Below are 21,219 nucleotides of genomic sequence, written 5' to 3'. Positions count from 1 at the left end.
GTGGCTATTTATTATTCAATATTGGTGAAAATATCCGTCGTTTGCAATTGCATTTGAAGTGGAAGTAAATCTATTTCATCCATCGTTTTACCGTCTTTCATTACTTCAATGCGGTTCAACATATACTGTTCACCATCACTGTTGTAGCGATACAAGATGCCAAATTTATTGGATACCAAAACATAGTTTCCATAAGGGTTATTCTTGTTGTCTAAGTCGGTGATGAATAACCTGTAAACTGTTCGGTCATAGCCTCTAAAGGAAACATTGGCACGGTTGAGGCGGCGGACAAAATTTTCTCCCATGATGTAAGTACGGTCAGATCCTCCCAATTTGGGCAATAATACATATACTAAAGAATCGGATTCACGACAATGGTAGGAAACACAATTGGAACTTGAATATTCAAAAACGGCTCTATCATTGCCAAAAAATGTCAAGGTATCTATATCTACCTTACCGTCAATAGTGGCCATATTTGTCCAATAGCGAATTTCGTAGATAGCACCTGGTACAAATTCATCTTTTGGAAGGTTGATACTTCCACCTCTTGGCTGCGCCCAAGCTTGTGTAAAACTGATTAAACAAAGTAGAAACGCTAATAAGCATTTTGCATCCCTCATAATAAACAATACTTTTTGAATTAAAATTAATATTTTATCTGAATTTTTACGGAGTAGCTGCTATGTCTTTACAATAGATTGAAGTAGGGTAGTAGTGTTTAATGGTGTTAAAAGAAATTAGACAAATAAATATGGTCATACAACGATAAAAATACGCAATAAATTATGATGGTATAGGCTTGCAAAGGTACAGAAATTTTATAAGAGATGGGTAACAGCAAATAAAAATGAAAATGAAAATGAAAAAGAAAAATAATTGAAAAACAGTATTTTATGAAGTGAGAGGTGATTTGGTAGTATTTAAAATTCTTATTCAAAGTGCGGAAATAAGAATTGGAAGGAACTTATTTTGCTTCAATTGGCTTTGTTGTGTTTGAATGTAAAAAATAGTGTAGTCAAATTGAATACCCATGAACCTAAAAAAATTACTGCAAAAAGTAGCTGAGGAGGAACAATCGTTTCGCAAGAAAAAATTCATTGCACCAGCAACAAAAAACGGTAAAGTATGTACTCGTATGTCGGGTATGGTCTATACGTTTGATGTGGAAGACGAAAGTTTTGAAGGATGGGGCTTGTTTAAACCTGTTAGTGAGCGTAAGGCTAAAATGGTGAAAGAAGCGAGTATAGTGATGGTTGATCAATATTTAAAACTTCTAAAGTCATTCAGAATGAGGTTGGTGTATCAACTTTCGGGCAGTACTTGGTTGGCATATCCTATCAATGAATCTGATGTACTTCAAAGGCTGGGAAAGGTCGAACCTGTATTGGTACGGTTGGTGACAGAAGGCAATGCTTTTGAACAAATTGTGGCTCGATTTGATGGCAGTGCATTTTGGTTTCACCAACTGGATCGTAAGGCAGATCCTTTTTTGGCAGAAGACTTGCGTACTGCTTTGAAGGAGGAAAAAATGCTTTCGGATTTGTCTATCAAAGGTCTGACTCCCGAAACCAAAACGGCTTATGATATGGCGGTTGACCAACGGATTTTGCAGTATAAAAAAATGAGAGAGGCAACGGAGGAAGGTCGCTTGGAAATGGCTTTGAAAACGGGTGGAGGCTCATTGAATGATTTTGAAGATAGAGGTGAATATTGGTTGGTGAATTGGACGACTTCAAATGGCGAAAAACACCATTCTGCTATCCGAAAGGAGAATCTGACGGTGATGAGTGCAGGTATTTGTTTATCAGGTGAAGACGACCGTTTTGATTTGCAGTCTTTGGTGGCAGTAGTGGAGGATCGACCTGATTGGATGGGGTGAAAATGCAAATTTAAGGTGCAAGCCCAAAGGCAAAATCATTATTGAATTTGCCTTTGAGTTTTGCATTTGAATTTATTAAAACGCCTCTCCTACAAACAAATAAAACCCACTTTGCGCTTTACCTACATCGGAATTTTGGTCTAAGCCCAAAGCATAATCTATTCGGAAATTGATGCGTTGTCGTTTGGAAATCATGAAACGTACACCCCCTCCAACGCCTGTTTTGAAGCGGTCTAACTGCCAGTCGCTGGGTTTTTCATATACCTGTCCAATCCCTGCAAAACCTACTATACCAATGAATTTCCATATAGGCATTCGGTATTCAATCTGTGCTGCAGACAGGCTGTTGTCTTGGAAAGTTCCCTTGCGATATCCCCTTATCAGGTCAGTACCACCCAATTGAGCCAAGCCACGAAGTGGTATTTTACTGCCATTTTGTGGATAATTATGGTTGATAAATAATTGAAGTGCAAGGGTGTGGTCGTTGATTGTATTGATGTATTTTCTGGCATCTAGGCTGATAGAATTGTATTGGTAGTCGCTGCCCAACCATTTGCCAAACAATACTGTTCGCAATTCTACAAAGCTGCCATCCAATGGATTGAGTGTGTTGGTTCGGCTATCATAGCTGACATTGAAGCCTGCGCCTATGCGAAAACCTGCAATGGGGAGTTGTTCTATTTCGTTTTGTGCCGATAAATATTGCAGTGAATCGGCTAAGGGTTTATAATTATAGACGTTCTCCAATTCTACTTGCAGTCCTGCATAAAAATGTGGTGCAATTTTTTTCAGAAAAGAACTTTGAAGGCTGTATCGGTCAACGGTGTATCGAAGGTAGTTGAGGGTTTCACTTGCACCATCTTCAAAATCTATTAGAAGTACATCTGCTTCATTACCAATGCCGTAATTTTTGTCAGGAAAGCGGGCGATGGATATTTTACCCCTGAAAATATAGTTTTCGTTTTTGGTGATTAACTCCCATCCTGGACGAAAATTGAGTTGCCCATTGGTGGAATAAGCCGTAATCAATTGAATTTGAGACATACGAGCAGCAGTATCACCTTGAGCCAAATCAAAATAATAGCCTCCTAATGCGCCAAAAACAAAGTTGGTTTCTGGGGAATAACTGATGATGGGGACTGCCAAAAGCTGGTCTTTCCGTTTACTGGGTGATTCTTCTGTTGTTTGGTCTTGCGCTGATACATATACAGTTGTACTGCACAGGGAGCATATTAGTAAGGGAATATATAATGAAAATAGTAATCTGAAAAACTGCATAAGTTTCGATATTTAGGAAATAACTTTATATTGTTGTTCGATAACAACGTGGCAAGATATGAATAGCAATTGGGGAAAAAATGCTTCTGAAAAACATCGAGTTAAAAAAATCAGTATTAGGGGTGCAAAAGCTTATATTGGATGGATTTTCCTTGCTGCAATTGTTACGTTTATCGTCTGCATACCCGATTGAACAATGATTTCTTGAATTGGAACGACCCTCTTTATGTCACCCTGAATTCATGGGTAAAAGGGAGTGGTCTTTTCAAAAATTGCTGGGGATTTTCACCGAAGCGATTGCGGGAAATTACCATCCGATTATTGTACTTTCTTTAGCCTTGGATTATTCTTTTTTTGAAGCCAATGTCAATGTGTATATATTTCATACCATAAATGTTGTTTTACATCTAATAAATGTTGTATTGTTGTTTTTGTTTACTCGGGGTAATCCTATCATAGCATTTATTGTAGTCACATTATTTTTGGACTTTGGACGATGCACGTTGAATCGGTTGCATGGATTTCTAAACCAAAGATGTGTTGTAGGGAATGTTCTTTTTGCAGACTTAAATGTACTCGAAACAAATCCTTCCTTTCATCTTTCTAATCAGCCCTTCAATTTCACCATTTTGCAATTTAATCTTCCTCTTTAGCAGTTTCTGATAATTTCTACTATCAAAATTTTTGCGAACTTTGCGGAAGACTCCAAATAAAAAAAATATACAATGCAAAAGACAATAATTGCCCCTCCAATTGCTGAGAAAATACGAAAAGAACTGGAAATTCATGGGCATACCCGTATAGATAACTATTATTGGCTGAATGATCGAGAAAATCCTAAAGTGATTGATTATTTGAATGCCGAAAATGACTATAAAAAATCCATGTTGGCGCATACTAAGCCATTACAGAAAACGCTTTTTGAAGAGATGGTTGGACGCATCAAACAAACGGATATGACGGTTCCGTACTTCCTCAATGGCTACCATTATTATGTGCGCTATGAGCAAGAGAAAGAATATCCTATTTATTGCCGAAAAGAAGGGAGTTTGGATGCTTCGGAGCAAATTATGTTGAATGTGAATGATTTGGCGGAAGGACATAATTATTTCAATGTGACGGGTTTGAGTGTAAGCCCTGATAATCGGTATTTGGCTTTTGGAGTAGATAAGGTGAGCAGAAGGATTTATACGATTCACTTCAAGGATTTGATGACAGGGGAGGTGCTGACCGAAACGATTGCTAATACAACGGGAAGTGCGGTATGGGCGAATGATAACAAAACTATTTTTTATACGGTCAAGGATGAATCTTTGCGTGCTTACAAGGTGTTTAAACACCAATTTGGTGTGACGACTTTGGAGGATGAGGAGGTCTATCACGAAACCGACGAAACCTTTGTGACCTTTGCCTACAAAACAAAATCGAAGCAGTTTATTCTAATTGGTTCGCATAGTACACTTTCTACCGAATACCGTTATTTGGATGCCAATAAACCTGATGGGAATTTTCAATTGATACAGGCACGTGAAAGGGATCATGAATACCAAGTGTATCATTATAAAGATAAGTTCTACTTCAAAACCAACTGGAACGCCAAAAATTTTCGCTTGATGGAAACATCTATTCTTCAAACGACTAAAGAAAATTGGAAGGAGGTCATACCGCATCGTGAAGATACCATGCTGGAGGATGTTGGATTTTTTGACAATTATTTGGTGTTGGACGAAAGGCGACGGGCGGTTAACTATTTGAGAGTTATTAATTGGAGTGATAAAAGCGAATACTATATTGACTTTGGGGAAGATGTGTATTCGGTTTATCTTGGTACTAATCCCGACTTTCATACCGATGTTTTGCGCTATGGATATACTTCACTGACTACACCGAATTCGGTGGTGGATATCAACATGAAAACCCAAGAAAAAACACTCCAAAAACAACAAGAAGTATTGGGAGGTTTTGATGCCAACAATTACCAGTCGGAGCGTTTGTTTGCCAATGCATTGGATGGAACAGAGATTCCTATTTCGGTGGTGTATCGCAAGGGTTTGGTCAAAAATGGTGACAATCCCTTGTTGCTGTATGGATATGGTTCGTATGGGGTAAACATAGACCCTTATTTTAGTGCTGCTCGATTGAGTTTGATAGATAGGGGTTTTGTGTACGTGATTGCCCACATTAGAGGTGGAGAGGAAATGGGGCGGTATTGGTATGAGGATGGGAAATTGCTGAAAAAGAAAAATACTTTTAGCGATTTCATTACCTGTGCCGAATATTTGATTGACCTTCAATTTACGAACTCCAGCAAAATGTTTGCGATGGGTGGTAGCGCAGGCGGACTGTTGATGGGAACAGTATTGAACATGCGGTCTGATTTATTTAAAGGAGTCATTGCAGCAGTGCCTTTTGTCGATGTAGTAACAACGATGTTGGATGAGAGTATTCCCTTGACAACTGGTGAATTTGATGAGTGGGGCAATCCTAAAAATAAGGAATACTATGAGTATATGCTTTCTTATTCCCCTTATGACAACATTGAAGCCAAAGACTATCCTGCTTTGTTGATTACTACGGGTTTGCACGATTCACAAGTACAGTATTGGGAGCCTGCCAAATGGGTAGCAAAATTGCGAGAATTGAAAACGGATGACAACCCTGTGTTGCTACATACCAATATGGAAACGGGGCATGGAGGTGCTTCTGGGCGTTTTAAACGCTTCAAAGAAGTAGCCATGGAATATGCTTTTTTGTTGGATTTGCTTTGATTGTAAGCACCTTAACAATGAATTGACTCTAAAAAACTGTTTCTTAATCGAGCAGTTTTTTTTGTTTACATAACATTGAACAAATAATTTCCTGATTTCATTTTTAATTGCTTGATGAAGGATATTTTTTTTGAATACCAATTGCAGAAAAAAATAGGATGGATGCAGATTACAAAAAAAATACTTTTTTTTGGCTTAAAAATCAAGCGAATTTTGTTTTCACAAAAACTTTATTTCAAGAAAATGGAAAAAGCTCATTAGAGTCTTTTTACTATGTTTTTCTATTGGACAAACACCTGATTAGGGCAAGTAGAAAGTAGATTGGGGTGTGTGAAAAAGTCACAATAATGTCAGCGAAAATGGTCAAGATTGAATTGGTAAGTGATAAAATAGGGTAGGCAAGTTGGGTAAGAAGTTATTGTTTGGTATGTTATTTGCCTTTTAACAAACTGAAATTAGGTGGTTAATCTTTTATACGGTAACACTTACATTTTGTTTCTTAATTTCCCTAACTTAAAAAGATGCTGTCATGAAACAAACTAAATGCACCCTAACCGAAATGAGCAGCGAAGAAGCTGTAAGAGTAATAAATCAAGAAAATCAAACAATCTTCAAAGGTGGAGATTGGGGCAACACAGGTGGCTGCTGTCAATATCCTCCAACTGGATCATCTGGCGGAAGCTGGAATAACTTGTGGAATTGGCTTTTGGGATTATTTGGCAATTACAATGGTAACAACAATCATTAATTGTAGATTCAAATCCTCGAATTTATTGCTGTGTTGAGATGTGTTAGTAAATTAGAAAAATTAGACAAAATGCCATTCCATAAAATAGTTTGGAGTGGCATTTTTTATACCAAAGCAAAAGTATTAGGCAATAAATTAGCTAATTTTAAAATGCAATGTGCTTGTTTTCAAAGTATTGTTTGAATCCCGATTAAAATACGGAACAAGTTTTGTAGTTGAGTTTTTAATTTGAATTTTCCTTAAACAACATCTCCCAAACCCAAGAGTGAAGTTTTTATATGCTTATTTCAAACGAACTTGTCTTTTTCCATATTTAGTTTAGCCCTATCATCTTATGAATTATCGAAATTATATCGCTTATTTGTTCCTATTTTTGGTAGTACATTCGTTTTCGAGTGTCAATGCCAATGTTGACAGTTTGTTGCAGGTGATTGAAGTGCAGCAAAAAAACGTGGACGATTTAGGATTGATAGATAGTTATCAACAGCTTGGTCTTGTTTACTTAGCAGATAATCGTTTGCAAGAAGCCTTAGAAAGCTACGATATGGCAATGGCGAAGGCTGAAACCTTGGGTTTAAAACACCAAATGGCCAATATTTACTCCAATATTGCAGATGTCTATAAAACCTTGAAGCAGCCAGAAACGGCTATGAATGAACTGAAAAAGGCATTGGACGTTGGTGAAACAACTATTTCAACAATTCAGAAAGTCGAAATTTTTGGTAAGTTGTCGGATTTATATTTGTCTATGGGAAATACGGATGAAGCCTACGATTACCAACTTCGTTCATTGAGGTATTGGGAAGAAGAAAACAATAAATCAAGAATCGCCAATTCATATTATCAAATAGCTTCTATTTATTTTGCTCAGCAAAATTTTGAAGAAGCTTTGGTGCATTATGAAAAGAGTCTGACAATAGAAAAGGAATTGAAAAGTGAGCAGCAAATCGTTAAAAGTTTGGCTGCCATTGCCAGTGTATATGGACGTATGCAACAGTATGACAAATCACTGCAAAAAAACTTTGAAGCGCTCAAACTGGCGGAAGAAAAAAACTATGTAAAAGGTATTGCGTATGCGTCACACAATATTTCGGCTGATTTTTTGAGTATTGGTAAAACAAAAGAGGCTCGACCTTATCTATACAAAGCTCTTCAACTGAGGCGGGAGATGGGCGATAAGTTTGGTGAAAATACCAGTTTGCAGGCTCAAGGATATATGAATATGTTGTTGGGTAACTATGATGAGGGAATTTCCAGTTTGGAGCAAGCATTGGCGATTGCTCAGGAAATCAATGAAAAACCTTTGATTAGAGATTCTTACCTCATGTTGTCTCGCGTGTATAGCAAAGCAGAAAAATGGGAGAAGTCTTTTGAGATGTATAGAACCTATACTGCCTACAAAGATTCGATGATGAACGATGCGACCAATCAAAAAATGACGCATTTGCAGATTAACTATGAAATTCAGAAAAAGGAGAAGGAAAAAGAAATTGAACTGCTCAAAAAAGACAAAGAAATAGCAGCGCTTTACCGATATGGCATTATTGGATGTTTGGTATTGATGCTGTCTATGGTCACATTGTTGTTGTTGTTTGTTTTTTACCGTTACAAAAATCAGGCGGCAGTTAACAGCATATTGACCGACAAAAATCTAAAGATTCAAACACAAAATGCACAGTTGGCACGTTCCAACCGTGACCTCGAACAGTTTGCTTACATAGCCTCTCATGACCTCAAAGAGCCTCTACGAAATATTGGTGGATTCATCACCCTACTCAACCGAAAATGTGGAGACTACCATGATGAAGAGGCAAAGGATTACATGCAGTTTATCACCAATTCGGTAGACCACATGCACCACTTACTGACCGATTTGTTAGCCTATTCTCGTATTGGAATTGTCTCAAGAGAATACGAAAAAATTGATTTAGAAAGGGTAATGAGTACGGTAAAAAATTCCTTCAAGTCTTTTATTGAAGAACAAAATGCGGAGATTGTCACCAGTCATCTGCCGACTCTTTATGCAAATCGCACACAAATGGTACAACTACTGCAAAATTTGATTGGCAATGCCTTAAAATTTAGAAAAGAAGATTCGCCACTTATTAACATTGATTGTGTAGAGTTGCCAGACAGATATGTATTTTCCGTGCAAGACAATGGCATAGGAATGCAACAAGAATATACCGAAAAAATCTTTGTGATTTTTCAGCGTCTTCACAACCGAACCGAATACGAAGGAACTGGTATCGGCTTGTCTATCTGCAAAAAAATCGTGGAACAACACCATGGCGAAATCTGGGTTGAATCGCAGTCAGGAAAAGGAAGCACTTTCTATTTTTCTATCTCCAAAAATTTAGGAATAGAAACTGAGTCGCTTTTGAGTGAGCAATTGGCAGTAGGAGCGTATTGATTTTTAGACTCATGGATATTTTTAGTGGAGCAGTTAAAGACTTTTGTAGTTTTCTTTTGAGAGCATACTGATTTTCAAACATTCCATATCTTTAAGAATAAACTACAAAAGTCTCATTCCACTAAAATCTTCGATGAACCGATTTTTTACTGCAAAAAAATCCCCTCCAATATTTTCAAGGTAATCAAATAAGTCGGTTTCACTCCCGTCAAACCCAAGCTTCCAGAAGCCAAAGTATGACCAGTCAATAGCGGGTTATCCGAAGCATAATAAGCATATCGAATCGCCACATCTTTTTTGATGCTATTCCGAATTTTTGAAGCCGCTTGAATTGCTTTTTGGTAATGCGCCCCTTCCATTTCCAGTCCAATCATTTTCCAAGAAGAAGTTTGAAAAAATTGCAGCATACTTTTGTTTTGCAGCGAAGTACCCAAAACAGTAATCATCGAACCTTCAAACACTTCAAGATCATGTCCTTCAAAATCTTCTTTTCGTAGCTCATTTTCAAAAGGATAATTATCTGCTGTGCCTTCAAAAACGTGTGCATTTGGAATCAAAATCGCTCCTCTATTGCCGATCAATGTGCCAGCTTTACCCATGATAGAAATGGACTGTACATTGAGACAAATATCTTCCTTATCTAATTGTTCAAAAGGTTTTAGCAGTTCGTCCATCGTTTCAAAAGCCTGCTCACCAAAAGCATAATCCATCACCAAAATAACTGGTTTGTCCTTGTCCTTTAGTTTCTTATGTGGCTGCAAATTGGTAGGTAAATTAGGGAAATGAATCTTTGCCGTATCAAAAATATGTACGCCAATATTTGCCCCACTTGCATCCTTGATTTCAAACATGCCATTCTCTAAAGCAAAATGTTTTACCTCTCTTCTCAATGATTTATTGGTATCTTGGCTCAATTCATTGGCGATTTCTTCAATAAGACTGTTCTTAAACCTTTCTTTCAAGGCTTCCGAAGCATAAAATACATTCATCACACTGTGCAAATTGGCACTTATAATGTGTATCGGACGCTCAATCAGTTTTTCATCAAATAACAATTGTTTGATATTGTGCGCCCAAGATGCGCCATACACATGGTGTCCAATTTTTTGTCGGAGTGTAGAAGAAAAAGTAATCTCTCGGTCATTACCCAAATCCAAGTCTTCCATCGCCAATTTACCCAACCAATAAGTGATGTGAAAAAGACTATTGACCGCTTTGCTTGCTGCAAAACGCTGACAGGCAGTAGCTACTTCATCAAAGGTTCGCCCCAACAAGGCACTCAAATAAGTATAAGCTACTTCTTCATTGAAAGAATTCTCTTCCTTATCAGTTAGGACAATCTCTTCAAGCATTTTCCACTCTCTCCGAATTTGTCCTTTCGCATCCATGCTATTGCGGCGAATCTTATTGGATTCTATGAACAAAAAAGTCAAGTGGGTGAGGATGTCATATACATCACTTTTGCCACGCGTCATTTCAATAAACATCTGCTCCTTATCTATTCGGTAGCTATTTCGCCTTCTTTTAGGTGCGCTGATAGGTGGGAAATTGGAATGTTCAAATCCTTCTTTTGTAATCAAATTGATGTAGCGACATTCTTCAATGCCCTTTGGCAATCGCTCAAAAATATACAATAAGCCGTCCAACTCTACCCTTTCGGCATCTGCAATACTGCCATAGATTTCGGGCTTTAGTGTCAGTAAAGCTTCAATAATGGCTTCACCCGAAACACCCAAAGGTTTGTAACTTCCTCGGATAAATAAATGACGCATAGCTATATAGATGCGTTCAATTGCAGCTCTTGCTTCTTGTGCGCTGCTTCTATCGGTAATAGTTGTAGGCATGTTTATTATAAATAATGTTTCAGCACAGGACTTTAAACCTACAAGGTTTTTATGATAGAAATATACTTTTGGCCTGTACTTAGGAATAATGGATAATATAAAAAAGCCTCCAATTCTCAATGAAAATTGGAGGTCTCTTAAATAGATTGTATGATATAAAATACGTATATGGCTATTTGCCTCCGTATAAAACGACTGCAAAACGGCATTGCAGATGTATTAACAATCTTGCTCTACCTGTTGTGTTTCGGTATCGTAAGTGATTTTGCCAGGACAACCATAACCTCTATGGCAAGAACTGAAAATAACGGCTACTAGCCCAAATGTTACGATAGCAAGACTGATTTTTTTTACAATTAACTGCTTGTTCATGATATTGAAACCTTTTTGAAGTGTTGAATAAAAAATGTTATTATTAGAAGTAAAGGTTTTTTGCTATAAAAAATAATGTTTAAAATAATACAAGAATGATTTGAGCGAACAAGTAGCAACATATGTGCCGCAAAAATACAAAATTATAACGATACTCCTAATCATTTATTGAAGGAAGACACATTAAAACATTACTATTTTTTCAAAAAATAGTTTTTCTTAGCTTTGACGCTTAATTTTACACCATGAAAGTACATTTTATTGCAATGGGAGGGAGCATCATGCATCAATTGGCGATTGCACTACACCAAAAAGGCTATCAGGTGACAGGCTCCGACGACGAGATTTACAATCCTGCTCGCACCAATTTGGAAAAACATGGCTTGCTACCTGCAAAAGAAGGCTGGCAATCAGAAAATATCACCGAAGATTTGGATGCGGTGATTTTGGGAATGCACGCTCGGCAAGACAATCCAGAATTGCTTCAAGCACAGGCATTGGAGATTCCGATTTATTCCTATCCTGCTTATATTTACGAACAGTCAAAAGACAAAAAACGGGTCGTCATTGCAGGGAGTCATGGCAAAACGACCATTACGGCAATGGTCATGCACACCCTTCGGTATTGGCAGCAAGACTTTGATTATTTGGTCGGTGCAAGTTTGGAAGGTTTTGATAGCAGCGTCAAAATCACAGAAAATGCACCGATTATGGTTATTGAAGGAGATGAATACCTATCTTCACCTTTGCACCGACATCCCAAAATCCACTACTATTTCCCCAATATTGCCTTACTTTCTGGCATTGCTTGGGACCATATCAACGTTTTTCCTACGTTTGAAAACTATGTGGAGCAGTTCCATATTTTTGCAGAAAAAATGCCCGATAAGGGTATTTTGATTTACAATACAGAGGATAAATTAGTAGAAAAAGTGGCAGAAAAAGCCCAACACCTGCAAACAAAGGCTTATCAAACGCCTGCGTTTTATGTGAAAGATGCACAGTTTGTGGTTCAGCATGAAGACAAAGACCATCCGCTTCAAATATTTGGCCGTCACAACCTGCAAAACATGGAAGGCGCACGATTGATTTGCAGCGAATTGGGTATATCTACGGATGCTTTTTTTGAAGCCATTCAATCCTTCAAAGGGGCTGCAAGGCGTTTGGAATTGGTGGCAGAGGGCGATACTTCTTCGATGTACCGAGATTTTGCCCATGCTCCTTCAAAAGTAGAAGCAACGACCCATGCGATGAACCAACTACACGAAAACCGTGAATTGATAGCCTGTTTTGAACTACATACATTTAGCAGCCTGAACCGTGATTTTTTGCCGCAATACAAACGCACGCTCAATGCTGCAAGTCAGGCAGTTGTCTTTTTTGAAGACCATACATTTGCCATCAAGAAACTGCCGAAATTGACGAAAGAAGAAGTCGCAGCAGCTTTCCAGCATCCCAATCTTCAAATTTTTACTACAAAAAATGAACTAATTGCTTATCTTAAAAGTATAAACTACCAACACAAAGATTTGCTTTTGATGAGTTCGGGTACTTTTGATAAGCTGAATCTTCAAGAGATTGCTAACTTTGTAGTCTGATTCTTTGACTAAACCCTTGTGAGAAGACTTCGGAAGTTTATACAACTTCCGAAGTCTGTTTACACAATTTTAATGCACAACATGAATATGGAACAATTGGATATTTTTGGTGGAACACCTGAAAATGAAAAAAATGGAGACACCTCTACCTTCAAAATGAATCTGAAACGCCCAGTTGTCGTTTTTGATATTGAGTCGACAGGTATCAATATTGCAACAGACAGAATAGTGGAAATCTGTGTCATGAAGGTCATGCCCAGCGGTGAAACCATCACCAAAACCTATCGGGTCAATCCCACTATACCAATTCCCAAAGAAGTGTCCGAGATTCATGGCATTTACGATGAGGACGTGAAAGACAAACCCACTTTTGCCCAAATTGCCAAAGAGTTGGCTTCGTTTTTTGCAGGTTGCGACATTGCAGGCTACAATTCCAATCGCTTTGACATTCCGCTATTGGTAGAAGAACTATTGAGGGTAAATATTGACTTCAAGGCAGATAGTCGCAAATTGATAGACGTATTGCGGATTTTTCAGAAAATGGAAAGACGGGATTTGACCTCCGCCTACAAATTTTACTGCAACAAAGACCTAACGAATGCCCACAGTGCGGAGGCTGATGTAATCGCAACTTACGAAGTGCTGTTGGCGCAACTCGAAAAGTACGATGAAATAGAAAATGATGTTGATTTTTTACATGATTTTTCCAAAGACGGCAACTTTGTAGATTCGGGTCGGCGATTGATATTGGATGAGGGAGTGGTGAAATTCAATTTTGGCAAGCACAAAGACAAATCCGTAGAAGAAGTGTTGCGAAAAGAACCTCAATATTACGACTGGATCATGCGAAGTGATTTTTTGTTGGATACCAAGCAGAAATTAACTGCTATCAAGTTGAAAATGCGATTTAAATAATTGAAAAAACATCCAGATTTGTCAGATAGTATCGTTATCATTCCTACCTACAATGAGAAGGAAAACATCACCAACATCATTGAAGCAGTGTTTGCCCTTCCAAAAGATTTTCACATTCTTATTGTAGATGATGGTTCCCCCGATGGAACGGCTGCAATTGTGCGCTCGTTGATGGTCGAGAAATATGCGGATTCCTTGTTTTTGGAGGAAAGAAAAGGAAAATTGGGCTTGGGAACGGCCTATATACATGGTTTTAGATGGGGCTTGAAGCGTGACTATCAATATATTTTTGAGATGGATGCCGATTTTTCGCACAAACCCAAAGACTTGGTGCGGCTCTACGATGCCTGCGCCAATGAAGGGGCGGATATGTCGGTCGGTTCTCGCTACATCAAGGGCGGAGGCGTGGAAAATTGGCCCCTCGACCGCATCTTGCTCTCCAAATATGCCTCGGTTTATGTAAGAATCGTGACTTGGCTTCCTGTCAAGGATACTACGGCTGGTTTTGTGTGTTATACCCGCAAAGTGTTGGAAACCATTGACCTCTCCAAAATCGAATTTGTGGGTTATGCTTTCCAAATCGAAATGAAATTTGCCGCTTGGCAACTGGGCTTCAAGATTCAAGAAGTACCCATCATTTTCACCGACCGAATTGTAGGGGTTTCCAAAATGAGTACTTCTATCTTCAAAGAGGCTTTTTTGGGGGTTGTGGCGATGCGGTGGAAAGGGTTTTTTAAGAGTTATAAATGAGGGGTGGGGATTTTTCCTATTATGATTTAGTAACTCCAACAAAATGACTTCTTCGATGTCATAAAGATTTTTGAAGTTTTTTTTGATAACATAATAATTTTCAGGTATTTCATCTATTTCAGTATAAACTTCAAAAGCCTAAATCGGGATATTATTTTATTGACAATCCTTAGTAGTTTTAGATGAAATTAAAAGGCAGAGATAAGGTTGGCATCTTCTTCATATTCATTTTATTGGCTGGTTGTAATAAAGAATATCCTAACTGGAAAGTTGAAAAGATAGAAGAGTTAGGTATGGTATTTTTTTATCCACCTGATTTTGAAATAGGAGATATCGATGAAATACCTATAGAACATGTACCTATTAGTGAAGGAGAAAAACGAATAATTTTTTGCAATTTACAAAAATGTAAATTTATTTATTTAACTTATGAAAATAAAGCAAATTGGGTAGAAGGCTATCATTATGAAACTGCAGCTGCAACTCGAAAGTTTTTTTATGAAAATACTTCAGATTCAATAAAAATAATTAAAGAAAATACTATTTATATAAATAAAAATAAATTCAATAGAATTCAAATACTTTCATATAGTATTATAAATAATAAATCATATTGTGCTATGGATATAGCTGGAAGAACTCAAAACGGGTATGATGTAAGTATTAGATATAAAGTTCCTGTAGATGGGAAAAATATTGATGAAATTATTACAGAATCAGAAAACATAATAAAAAAAATGTATTTCTATTGAGATAGTCCTTCAATGTCGCCACAAATACGCCATCAAAGACCATTCATAGGTTTCGGGACAAGACCACTTAGGAAACATCCGCTTATGGGTCAGTGATTTGGACAATGATGGCATCTTGGAAACACCCTCCGAAATCCTACAAGAGAAACATTTTTATCCTTTTGGAATGGAAATGGAAGGACCTTGGATGCAGAGTGGCGCAAACAATCCCTATCAATACAATGGGAAGGAATTGGTTTCGGATTTTGGGCTGAATTTGATGGATTATGGGGCGAGGTGGTATGATTCTGCGGCGGGGAGATGGTGGAGTGTGGATCCTTTGGGGGAAATGATGAGCAATTGGAGTGGGTAAGTCGTCCGATAACGGGTAAATTTGAACATATTAGTTCGGATGTTTCCAACTATTATTTTGAAGGTTTGGAGCAGCTGATTGGAGCAACATCTGTACATCCATTTTGGTCTGTAGATAGGCAAGATTGGATTGCTGTTGGTGATTTGGAAATAGGTGAGAGGGTGAAAACCAAAGTGGGGATTTCTACGCTTTTATCTAAGGAAAGATTGGAGGGACAGCATAGCGTTTTCAATTTGGAGGTGTATCGAGAGCATAATTTTTTGGTGTCGGATGGGAGTTTATTAGTACATAATAATTGCCTGCCGAAAATTAGATCTATAAAACATAGTGTATTTAATAAATTAAAAGACTTAGGGATAGCGGATGCAATGGATGCTGCTATGAAAAAGGGATTAGTAGCACCAAAAGATAATGCTGGAATTGTTAGGTTAACTGCAACAGAAATGAAAAAAATATCCTGGTTATACATATAAAATAAAAATAAAAATAAAAATAAAAAAGACGGGGGCAAGTCATTATAGAGTGCTAGGTAAAATTAAAGAAACAGGAGATGTTGAAAAAATAAAGAACATGCTTTTTGATAAAATTATAAATGAATAGAAATTTTATGTTGAATGAATTAGAAGAAAGGTTTATTGAATACTATAATTTAAATGCTCTCAAAATTGAGGCTATTGAAGCATTAAAAAAGTACCATTTTGAAGACGAGGAGTCTATGAGGGAATTTATTCCCTTTCTACCAAAAGGTGTTATTCTTAATGAATTGGATATAGAACATAAAAACACTACTATTATACTAAGTGGCAAAATGCGAGGAGTGGGTTTTTTTCGGGTTCGATTAATTGCTAAAGATAGGGTTGAAGGAAGACATATTTTTTGGTATGAATTAGAATTTGATGGCAATGGAGAGGTTACTGATAGCTATTTTGGAATATATGATGTTTTTATTTCTTATGATTAAGATGGCAGTCGAAAATGCAATCCTTTCATAGTGGCATTCTAAATACTTAGACTGTTTTTATTGTGTTGATAATTAGTTTCTTAAAGTCAAGAAAAATAGTTTGAAAACCTATTTTTTCTTGGCTTTTTTAGTAAACGACCTTTTCAATTATGACTAGACTACATCAGTATAAGACAAGTTATCTATTATGCCGAAGGGTGAGTATATTTCACTTCGACTATCAAATACTACCACTATAGATTACCTCGGCAACATCCGCCTATGGGTCAGCGACTTGGACAATGATGGCATCTTGGAAACTCCGAGTGAGATTCTTCAAGAGAAACATTTTTATCCTTTTGGAATGGAAATGGAAGGACCTTGGATGCAGAGTGGGGCAAACAATCCCTATCAATACAATGGGAAGGAATTGGTTTCGGATTTTGGGCTGAATTTGATGGATTATGGGGCGAGGTGGTATGATGTGGCGGCGGCGAGATGGTGGAGTGTGGATTCTAATTAAATGGAACTAATATCAAAACTCATGTAATTGAACGCCAAACAACCAACTACGATAATAGAAATATGAAATACTTTTGTTTATTATTAATCTTTTTAGAGGTTCAACTTTGTTTAGGGCAACAAGATAGCATAGAAACGATTGCTAAACTTATGGTAGCAGCGGACTATTTTGAGTTTTCTCAAAAAAACGGAACTTGTATTGATATTTCTCAATTAGAAAGTGAAATGCTAACCTCCTCTAACCTTATTGATATACAATTTGTTAATGTAAAATTTAGAGATTTAAATAAATTGCATTTTTTTTTCCAAAAGGAGTTTCTTCAAAAAGAAAACGGTAATTACATTGATTTTTCTTTCAATATCTATAAGGGATTTTATAGCAAAAAATTTAATATTGATTCTATAAACAATATTCATTATTATGAAAATTTAATAGGACTTCACAAGTTCAAAGCAAATGAAATACCCTATCAGTGCGATTTTATTATAGCTTTTGTAGAAGGTAGAGTATTTAAATTAAAAGGATTTAAATACAATGAGTTTGCAGAATTTTTCTATCGTTATTTACATCATAATAACGCTCATATAACTCCAAGTTTGTATCAAAAAATAGTACATTTGAAGGGAAGAAAAAAGGATTCTGCACTTTTAGAAAACATAAAGATAGATGGGCTTAATATGAAAAATATGTATGATAATTATGTAAAAAAAAGAGCGATTTTTGAAGTTCAATCTTGTTATAGAAGGGATTGGATTATAAATGAGTATTAGTATCCGATGACACCAAAGGACGCATATTTTTCACCTCCTCCACTCAATACCGCCACGAATACGCCATCAAAGACCACTTAGGCAACTCCGCTTGTGGGTCAGTGATTTGGATGGTGACGGAATATTGGAAACACCAAGTGAGATTCTTCAAGAAAAACATTTCTATCCTTTTGGGATGGAAATGGAAGGACCTTGGATGCAGAGTGGGGCAAACAATCCTTATCAATACAATGGGAAGGAGTTGGTTTCGGATTTTGGGTTGAACCTAATCGACTATGGGGCGAGGTGGTATGATGCGGCTGCTGCGAGGTGGTGGAGTGTGGATCCTTTGGGGGAAATGATGAGCAATTGGAGTGGGTAAGTCGTCCGATAACGGGTAAATTTGAACATATTAGTTCGGATGTTTCCAACTATTATTTTGAAGGTTTGGAGCAGCTGATTGGAGCAACATCTGTACATCCATTTTGGTCTGTAGATAGGCAAGATTGGATTGCTGTTGGTGATTTGGAAATAGGTGAGAGGGTGAAAACCAAAGCTGGAATTTCAGCACTTTTGTCTAAAGAAAAACTGGAGGGGCAGCATAGCGTTTTCAATTTGGAGGTGTATCGAGAGCATAATTTTTTGGTGTCGGAGAGTGGGGTGTTGGTGCATAATACATACTGGCAACAGAGATTAAAGAAATTTATGGAATATGCAGATAATATAGATGCCAGTAAACTTACATCTCAAGATGAAACTATACAGCATTTGGAGAATGTTTTCAGATTTCTTGATAAAACAAAAACGGATGACAGAATTTTGAGATTAGTTGGCGAAAATAATGTAATCTTTAGGGATGGGATTAAAACAATATATCAGGCAGGAAGTGCAACAGGGGGTAATTATACCAAGGTTTTCCCAAATGGAGGATTTCAAATATTTAGAGACCATAAAGTTATTATCAACAAACTGAAAGAATGATTTTAGAAGACCTAAAATACGCTTTGCTTAACCTATATTGTAGCGATGGTATTAACCCATTTCTTGAGCATTTTTATATGAGTGAAAATAAGTTACTCGCAACTTGTAGAAATGTTATATTAGAAGGGCGTGAAAATGGAATAGATGTTTTTTTTGATAACAGTTTATACTTACCTCCAAACCGATTGGAGTACTTGAACAAAGAAAATACGCTAAAGACTTTTCAATCGCCCTGTTCTGCAATAGAATACTTACACTACCTCATTAGAGCAACTAAAGATGTGAGATTTGAAATGTATCACTATTTTATATATAAACTACAAGAAATAGGGATTGAATATGAATCTTGGAGCTTTTATTATACAAATAATGAAAGTTTAGAACAATTAATTGTCAATAGTGGAATATCCAATATTAAAAAAAATAAGAAAAAATTAAATTTTAACATTCATATCATGTTTTTCAAGAACAATACTTGTCAAATGACTTTTCTTCCAGAAGAACCTCTTTGGAATGAGGGGAAGGCATGCCCTGATACATATATAAATAATATCATATATTATATGAAAAAACTTAATGTTCATCATTATGATGATATTCCATTGAATGAAACGTAGAATTTACTGAGTGAGAATTGAAATAAGAATAGCCACTAATCGAGTAGGGAAATTGAACAATGACGGTATATATAGAAACACCCCACAAAATACCACAAGAATCGGCAACAAAAGGACACAACCTTCCTTTTCGTTGCCGATTTCCTTCCTTCCTTCATTGCAACAAACCCCAATTGAAGCATCCAAAACAGCAACAATACCTATTCTGCCACTGGCAAATTTGATGTCGACATCACCTATGCCGACGAACGAGGCAACATCCAAAGCCTAAGCCGCAACGGATTGTACCTCAATGGAGGCACTTGTTGGAGCAATGCCACCATAGACGACCTAACTTATACCTACAAACCCAACAGCAACCAAATCAAACAAATCACCGACAATGGCACATCAGGTCACAAAGTCCGTGGTTTCAACGACACCAACAATACCATTGACTACTACTACGATGCCAATGGCAACATGACCTACGACCCCGACAAAGCCCTCAACATCACCTACAACCATCTCAACCTCCCCTCAAAATTCCAATTCCCCAACAACGACCGCATCGAAGTTCTCTACGATGCCGCAGGTAGCAAACTCCAACAAAAAGTCTATGACAACAATGTGTTGGTAAGCACTAAAGACTATGTCGGCGGCGTTGAATACCAAGATGGAACAATAGAAGCGACTTATCACGCAGAAGGACGAGTGTTTTTCTTCACAAACGATGCACAAGTATTTACCCACCGCCACGAATACGCCATCAAAGACCACTTGGGCAACATCCGCCTATGGGTCAGTGACTTGGACAATGATGGCATCTTGGAAACACCCTCCGAAATCCTACAAGAGAAACATTTTTATCCTTTTGGAATGGAAATGGAAGGACCTTGGATGCAGAGTGGGGCAAACAATCCCTATCAATACAATGGGAAGGAATTGGTTTCGGATTTTGGGCTGAATTTGATGGATTATGGGGCGAGGTGGTATGATGCGGCGGTGGTGAGGTGGTGGAGTGTGGATCCTTTGGGGGAAATGATGAGCAATTGGAGTGGGTATAATTATGGTTTTAATAATCCTATCAAAATGATAGATCCAACAGGAATGGCACCAGTAGCACCACAGGGTACAGCAAATATGATTAATACACTTTGGAATGATACTAAAGACGGAGAGAGTAAAACTGTTATCTATCAAGATAATGAAGAAGAAAGTAATGAAAAGTCTGGACAGTCACAATCTGACGGAAATCCACACAATGTAGAGCCTATTACAAGCGAAAATGCAGATTGTATAAGTAAAATTTCTTGGGGTGAAACACAAGGGTTATACCCAACTAAAAGTATGAACCCTAAAGCTAAGGAAATGTATAATCCCTCAGAATGGGACAAAGAAAAGACACAAGAGCTTCTTGAAGCAAGAGCTGGAATTGATTTTATAGGAGAAGAAAGAAATTCAGATGTTCAAAAGGATAAAGCTGACCTTACTCACCCTCTTGAAAAAAAGCTTGCTGCATATCATATGACAGATAATTTTCCAAATGTTGCTTCTGAAATAAAAAATAATTCTAATGTTAAATACTTTGCCCTTCGTCCTTCTCCTACTGCATCACATGGAGGCCTTGATACTAAAAATAATATTGAAAAAGTGGTGAAATCTTATGGACCATTTTATAATACAGGTGGAGGTGATGCTGCCGTAGGACCAATCTACATTAATTTTTATAGTGCTACTCCTAAAAAATAATATCTC

22 protein-coding genes are annotated in these 21,219 nt (G+C 37.3%); 18 read left to right on the top strand and 4 right to left on the bottom strand.

Annotated features, from left to right (window positions below):
- Positions 1-11 precede the first annotated feature (11 nt).
- Positions 12-623, bottom strand: coding sequence for a hypothetical protein (locus tag R3E32_09395; protein ID MEZ4884927.1), 612 nt, complete (start codon positions 621-623; stop codon positions 12-14).
- A 410-nt stretch (positions 624-1,033) separates the two neighbouring features.
- Here R3E32_09395 and R3E32_09390 point away from each other — a divergent pair, with 410 nt between their 5' ends.
- Positions 1,034-1,882 carry a hypothetical protein gene (locus R3E32_09390; protein ID MEZ4884926.1) on the top strand — a complete coding sequence of 283 codons (849 nt, stop codon included), beginning with the start codon at positions 1,034-1,036 and terminating at the stop codon, positions 1,880-1,882.
- Between the two features lie 75 nt (positions 1,883-1,957).
- Here the strand turns inward: R3E32_09390 and R3E32_09385 are convergent, their stop codons facing one another.
- Positions 1,958-3,160: a BamA/TamA family outer membrane protein gene (locus R3E32_09385; GenBank protein ID MEZ4884925.1), complete on the bottom strand. Its 1,203-nt coding sequence runs from the start codon at positions 3,158-3,160 to the stop codon at positions 1,958-1,960.
- A gap of 209 nt (positions 3,161-3,369) precedes the next feature.
- Between R3E32_09385 and R3E32_09380 the strand changes: the two genes are divergently transcribed.
- The 4 genes from R3E32_09380 to R3E32_09365 all read left to right on the top strand — a co-directional run bounded on the left by R3E32_09380 (position 3,370) and on the right by R3E32_09365 (position 9,089).
- Positions 3,370-3,813 (top strand): hypothetical protein, encoded by a 444-nt coding sequence (locus tag R3E32_09380; protein MEZ4884924.1) that lies wholly within the window; start codon positions 3,370-3,372, stop codon positions 3,811-3,813.
- Positions 3,814-3,885: 72 nt separating this feature from the next.
- Positions 3,886-5,928: a S9 family peptidase gene (locus R3E32_09375; GenBank protein MEZ4884923.1), complete on the top strand. Its 2,043-nt coding sequence runs from the start codon at positions 3,886-3,888 to the stop codon at positions 5,926-5,928.
- A 529-nt stretch (positions 5,929-6,457) separates the two neighbouring features.
- Positions 6,458-6,676 carry a hypothetical protein gene (locus R3E32_09370; GenBank protein MEZ4884922.1) on the top strand — a complete coding sequence of 73 codons (219 nt, stop codon included), beginning with the start codon at positions 6,458-6,460 and terminating at the stop codon, positions 6,674-6,676.
- Positions 6,677-7,010: 334 nt separating this feature from the next.
- Positions 7,011-9,089, top strand: coding sequence for a tetratricopeptide repeat protein (locus R3E32_09365; GenBank protein MEZ4884921.1), 2,079 nt, complete (start codon positions 7,011-7,013; stop codon positions 9,087-9,089).
- A 146-nt stretch (positions 9,090-9,235) separates the two neighbouring features.
- Here R3E32_09365 and R3E32_09360 read toward each other — a convergent pair whose 3' ends face one another.
- Both R3E32_09360 and R3E32_09355 read right to left on the bottom strand, forming a co-directional pair.
- Entirely contained in the window at positions 9,236-10,933 is a 1,698-nt protein-coding gene (locus R3E32_09360) for a hypothetical protein (GenBank protein MEZ4884920.1), read from the bottom strand.
- Between the two features lie 219 nt (positions 10,934-11,152).
- On the bottom strand, positions 11,153-11,305 hold the full coding sequence (locus R3E32_09355; GenBank protein MEZ4884919.1) for a hypothetical protein: 153 nt from the start codon (positions 11,303-11,305) through the stop codon (positions 11,153-11,155).
- A gap of 245 nt (positions 11,306-11,550) precedes the next feature.
- On the opposite strand from R3E32_09355, the gene R3E32_09350 reads away from it, so the two are divergent.
- From R3E32_09350 to R3E32_09290, 13 genes are all read left to right on the top strand, one after another.
- Positions 11,551-12,903: a Mur ligase family protein gene (locus tag R3E32_09350; GenBank protein ID MEZ4884918.1), complete on the top strand. Its 1,353-nt coding sequence runs from the start codon at positions 11,551-11,553 to the stop codon at positions 12,901-12,903.
- 81 nt (positions 12,904-12,984) lie between these two features.
- Complete coding sequence (locus R3E32_09345) at positions 12,985-13,818, top strand: exonuclease domain-containing protein (protein MEZ4884917.1); 834 nt, start codon at positions 12,985-12,987, stop codon at positions 13,816-13,818.
- A gap of 18 nt (positions 13,819-13,836) precedes the next feature.
- Positions 13,837-14,568 (top strand): polyprenol monophosphomannose synthase, encoded by a 732-nt coding sequence (locus tag R3E32_09340; GenBank protein ID MEZ4884916.1) that lies wholly within the window; start codon positions 13,837-13,839, stop codon positions 14,566-14,568.
- Positions 14,569-14,750: 182 nt separating this feature from the next.
- Positions 14,751-15,320, top strand: a complete 570-nt coding sequence (locus tag R3E32_09335; GenBank protein MEZ4884915.1) for a hypothetical protein — start codon at positions 14,751-14,753, stop codon at positions 15,318-15,320.
- A 115-nt stretch (positions 15,321-15,435) separates the two neighbouring features.
- Positions 15,436-15,672: an RHS repeat-associated core domain-containing protein gene (locus R3E32_09330; protein MEZ4884914.1), complete on the top strand. Its 237-nt coding sequence runs from the start codon at positions 15,436-15,438 to the stop codon at positions 15,670-15,672.
- On the top strand, positions 15,621-16,145 hold the full coding sequence (locus R3E32_09325) for a hypothetical protein (GenBank protein MEZ4884913.1): 525 nt from the start codon (positions 15,621-15,623) through the stop codon (positions 16,143-16,145). Before R3E32_09330 ends, R3E32_09325 begins: the two co-directional genes overlap by 52 nt.
- A gap of 119 nt (positions 16,146-16,264) precedes the next feature.
- Positions 16,265-16,633 carry a hypothetical protein gene (locus tag R3E32_09320; protein ID MEZ4884912.1) on the top strand — a complete coding sequence of 123 codons (369 nt, stop codon included), beginning with the start codon at positions 16,265-16,267 and terminating at the stop codon, positions 16,631-16,633.
- Positions 16,634-16,820: 187 nt separating this feature from the next.
- On the top strand, positions 16,821-17,135 hold the full coding sequence (locus tag R3E32_09315; GenBank protein ID MEZ4884911.1) for a hypothetical protein: 315 nt from the start codon (positions 16,821-16,823) through the stop codon (positions 17,133-17,135).
- A gap of 62 nt (positions 17,136-17,197) precedes the next feature.
- Positions 17,198-17,905, top strand: coding sequence for a hypothetical protein (locus R3E32_09310; protein MEZ4884910.1), 708 nt, complete (start codon positions 17,198-17,200; stop codon positions 17,903-17,905).
- 91 nt (positions 17,906-17,996) lie between these two features.
- Positions 17,997-18,266: an RHS repeat-associated core domain-containing protein gene (locus R3E32_09305; protein MEZ4884909.1), complete on the top strand. Its 270-nt coding sequence runs from the start codon at positions 17,997-17,999 to the stop codon at positions 18,264-18,266.
- Positions 18,254-18,865, top strand: a complete 612-nt coding sequence (locus tag R3E32_09300) for a polymorphic toxin-type HINT domain-containing protein (protein MEZ4884908.1) — start codon at positions 18,254-18,256, stop codon at positions 18,863-18,865. The genes R3E32_09305 and R3E32_09300 overlap by 13 nt, the downstream gene beginning before the upstream one ends.
- Positions 18,862-19,482, top strand: coding sequence for a hypothetical protein (locus R3E32_09295; protein MEZ4884907.1), 621 nt, complete (start codon positions 18,862-18,864; stop codon positions 19,480-19,482). Before R3E32_09300 ends, R3E32_09295 begins: the two co-directional genes overlap by 4 nt.
- A 282-nt stretch (positions 19,483-19,764) precedes the next feature.
- Positions 19,765-21,213, top strand: coding sequence for an RHS repeat-associated core domain-containing protein (locus R3E32_09290; GenBank protein ID MEZ4884906.1), 1,449 nt, complete (start codon positions 19,765-19,767; stop codon positions 21,211-21,213).
- The last annotated feature ends 6 nt before the right edge of the window (positions 21,214-21,219 follow it).

Source organism: Chitinophagales bacterium, assembly GCA_041392475.1.
GTDB lineage: Bacteria > Bacteroidota > Bacteroidia > Chitinophagales > UBA2359 > JAUHXA01.
This window is presented reverse-complemented; position numbering and strand designations above follow the sequence as displayed.

Excerpts from the sequence above, each read along its gene's own strand:
- R3E32_09335 (MEZ4884915.1), top strand. The coding sequence starts at position 14,751 with ATGAAATTAAAAGGCAGAGATAAGGTTGGCATCTTCTTCATATTCATT.
- R3E32_09355 (MEZ4884919.1), bottom strand. The coding sequence starts at position 11,305 with ATGAACAAGCAGTTAATTGTAAAAAAAATCAGTCTTGCTATCGTAACA.
- R3E32_09320 (MEZ4884912.1), top strand. The coding sequence starts at position 16,265 with ATGAATAGAAATTTTATGTTGAATGAATTAGAAGAAAGGTTTATTGAA.
- R3E32_09310 (MEZ4884910.1), top strand. The coding sequence starts at position 17,198 with ATGAAATACTTTTGTTTATTATTAATCTTTTTAGAGGTTCAACTTTGT.
- R3E32_09365 (MEZ4884921.1), top strand. The coding sequence starts at position 7,011 with ATGAATTATCGAAATTATATCGCTTATTTGTTCCTATTTTTGGTAGTA.
- R3E32_09375 (MEZ4884923.1), top strand. The coding sequence starts at position 3,886 with ATGCAAAAGACAATAATTGCCCCTCCAATTGCTGAGAAAATACGAAAA.
- R3E32_09360 (MEZ4884920.1), bottom strand. The coding sequence starts at position 10,933 with ATGCCTACAACTATTACCGATAGAAGCAGCGCACAAGAAGCAAGAGCT.
- R3E32_09325 (MEZ4884913.1), top strand. The coding sequence starts at position 15,621 with ATGGTGGAGTGTGGATCCTTTGGGGGAAATGATGAGCAATTGGAGTGG.
- R3E32_09385 (MEZ4884925.1), bottom strand. The coding sequence starts at position 3,160 with ATGCAGTTTTTCAGATTACTATTTTCATTATATATTCCCTTACTAATA.
- R3E32_09295 (MEZ4884907.1), top strand. The coding sequence starts at position 18,862 with ATGATTTTAGAAGACCTAAAATACGCTTTGCTTAACCTATATTGTAGC.
- R3E32_09370 (MEZ4884922.1), top strand. The coding sequence starts at position 6,458 with ATGAAACAAACTAAATGCACCCTAACCGAAATGAGCAGCGAAGAAGCT.
- R3E32_09395 (MEZ4884927.1), bottom strand. The coding sequence starts at position 623 with ATGAGGGATGCAAAATGCTTATTAGCGTTTCTACTTTGTTTAATCAGT.
- R3E32_09350 (MEZ4884918.1), top strand. The coding sequence starts at position 11,551 with ATGAAAGTACATTTTATTGCAATGGGAGGGAGCATCATGCATCAATTG.
- R3E32_09345 (MEZ4884917.1), top strand. The coding sequence starts at position 12,985 with ATGAATATGGAACAATTGGATATTTTTGGTGGAACACCTGAAAATGAA.
- R3E32_09315 (MEZ4884911.1), top strand. The coding sequence starts at position 16,821 with ATGCCGAAGGGTGAGTATATTTCACTTCGACTATCAAATACTACCACT.
- R3E32_09390 (MEZ4884926.1), top strand. The coding sequence starts at position 1,034 with ATGAACCTAAAAAAATTACTGCAAAAAGTAGCTGAGGAGGAACAATCG.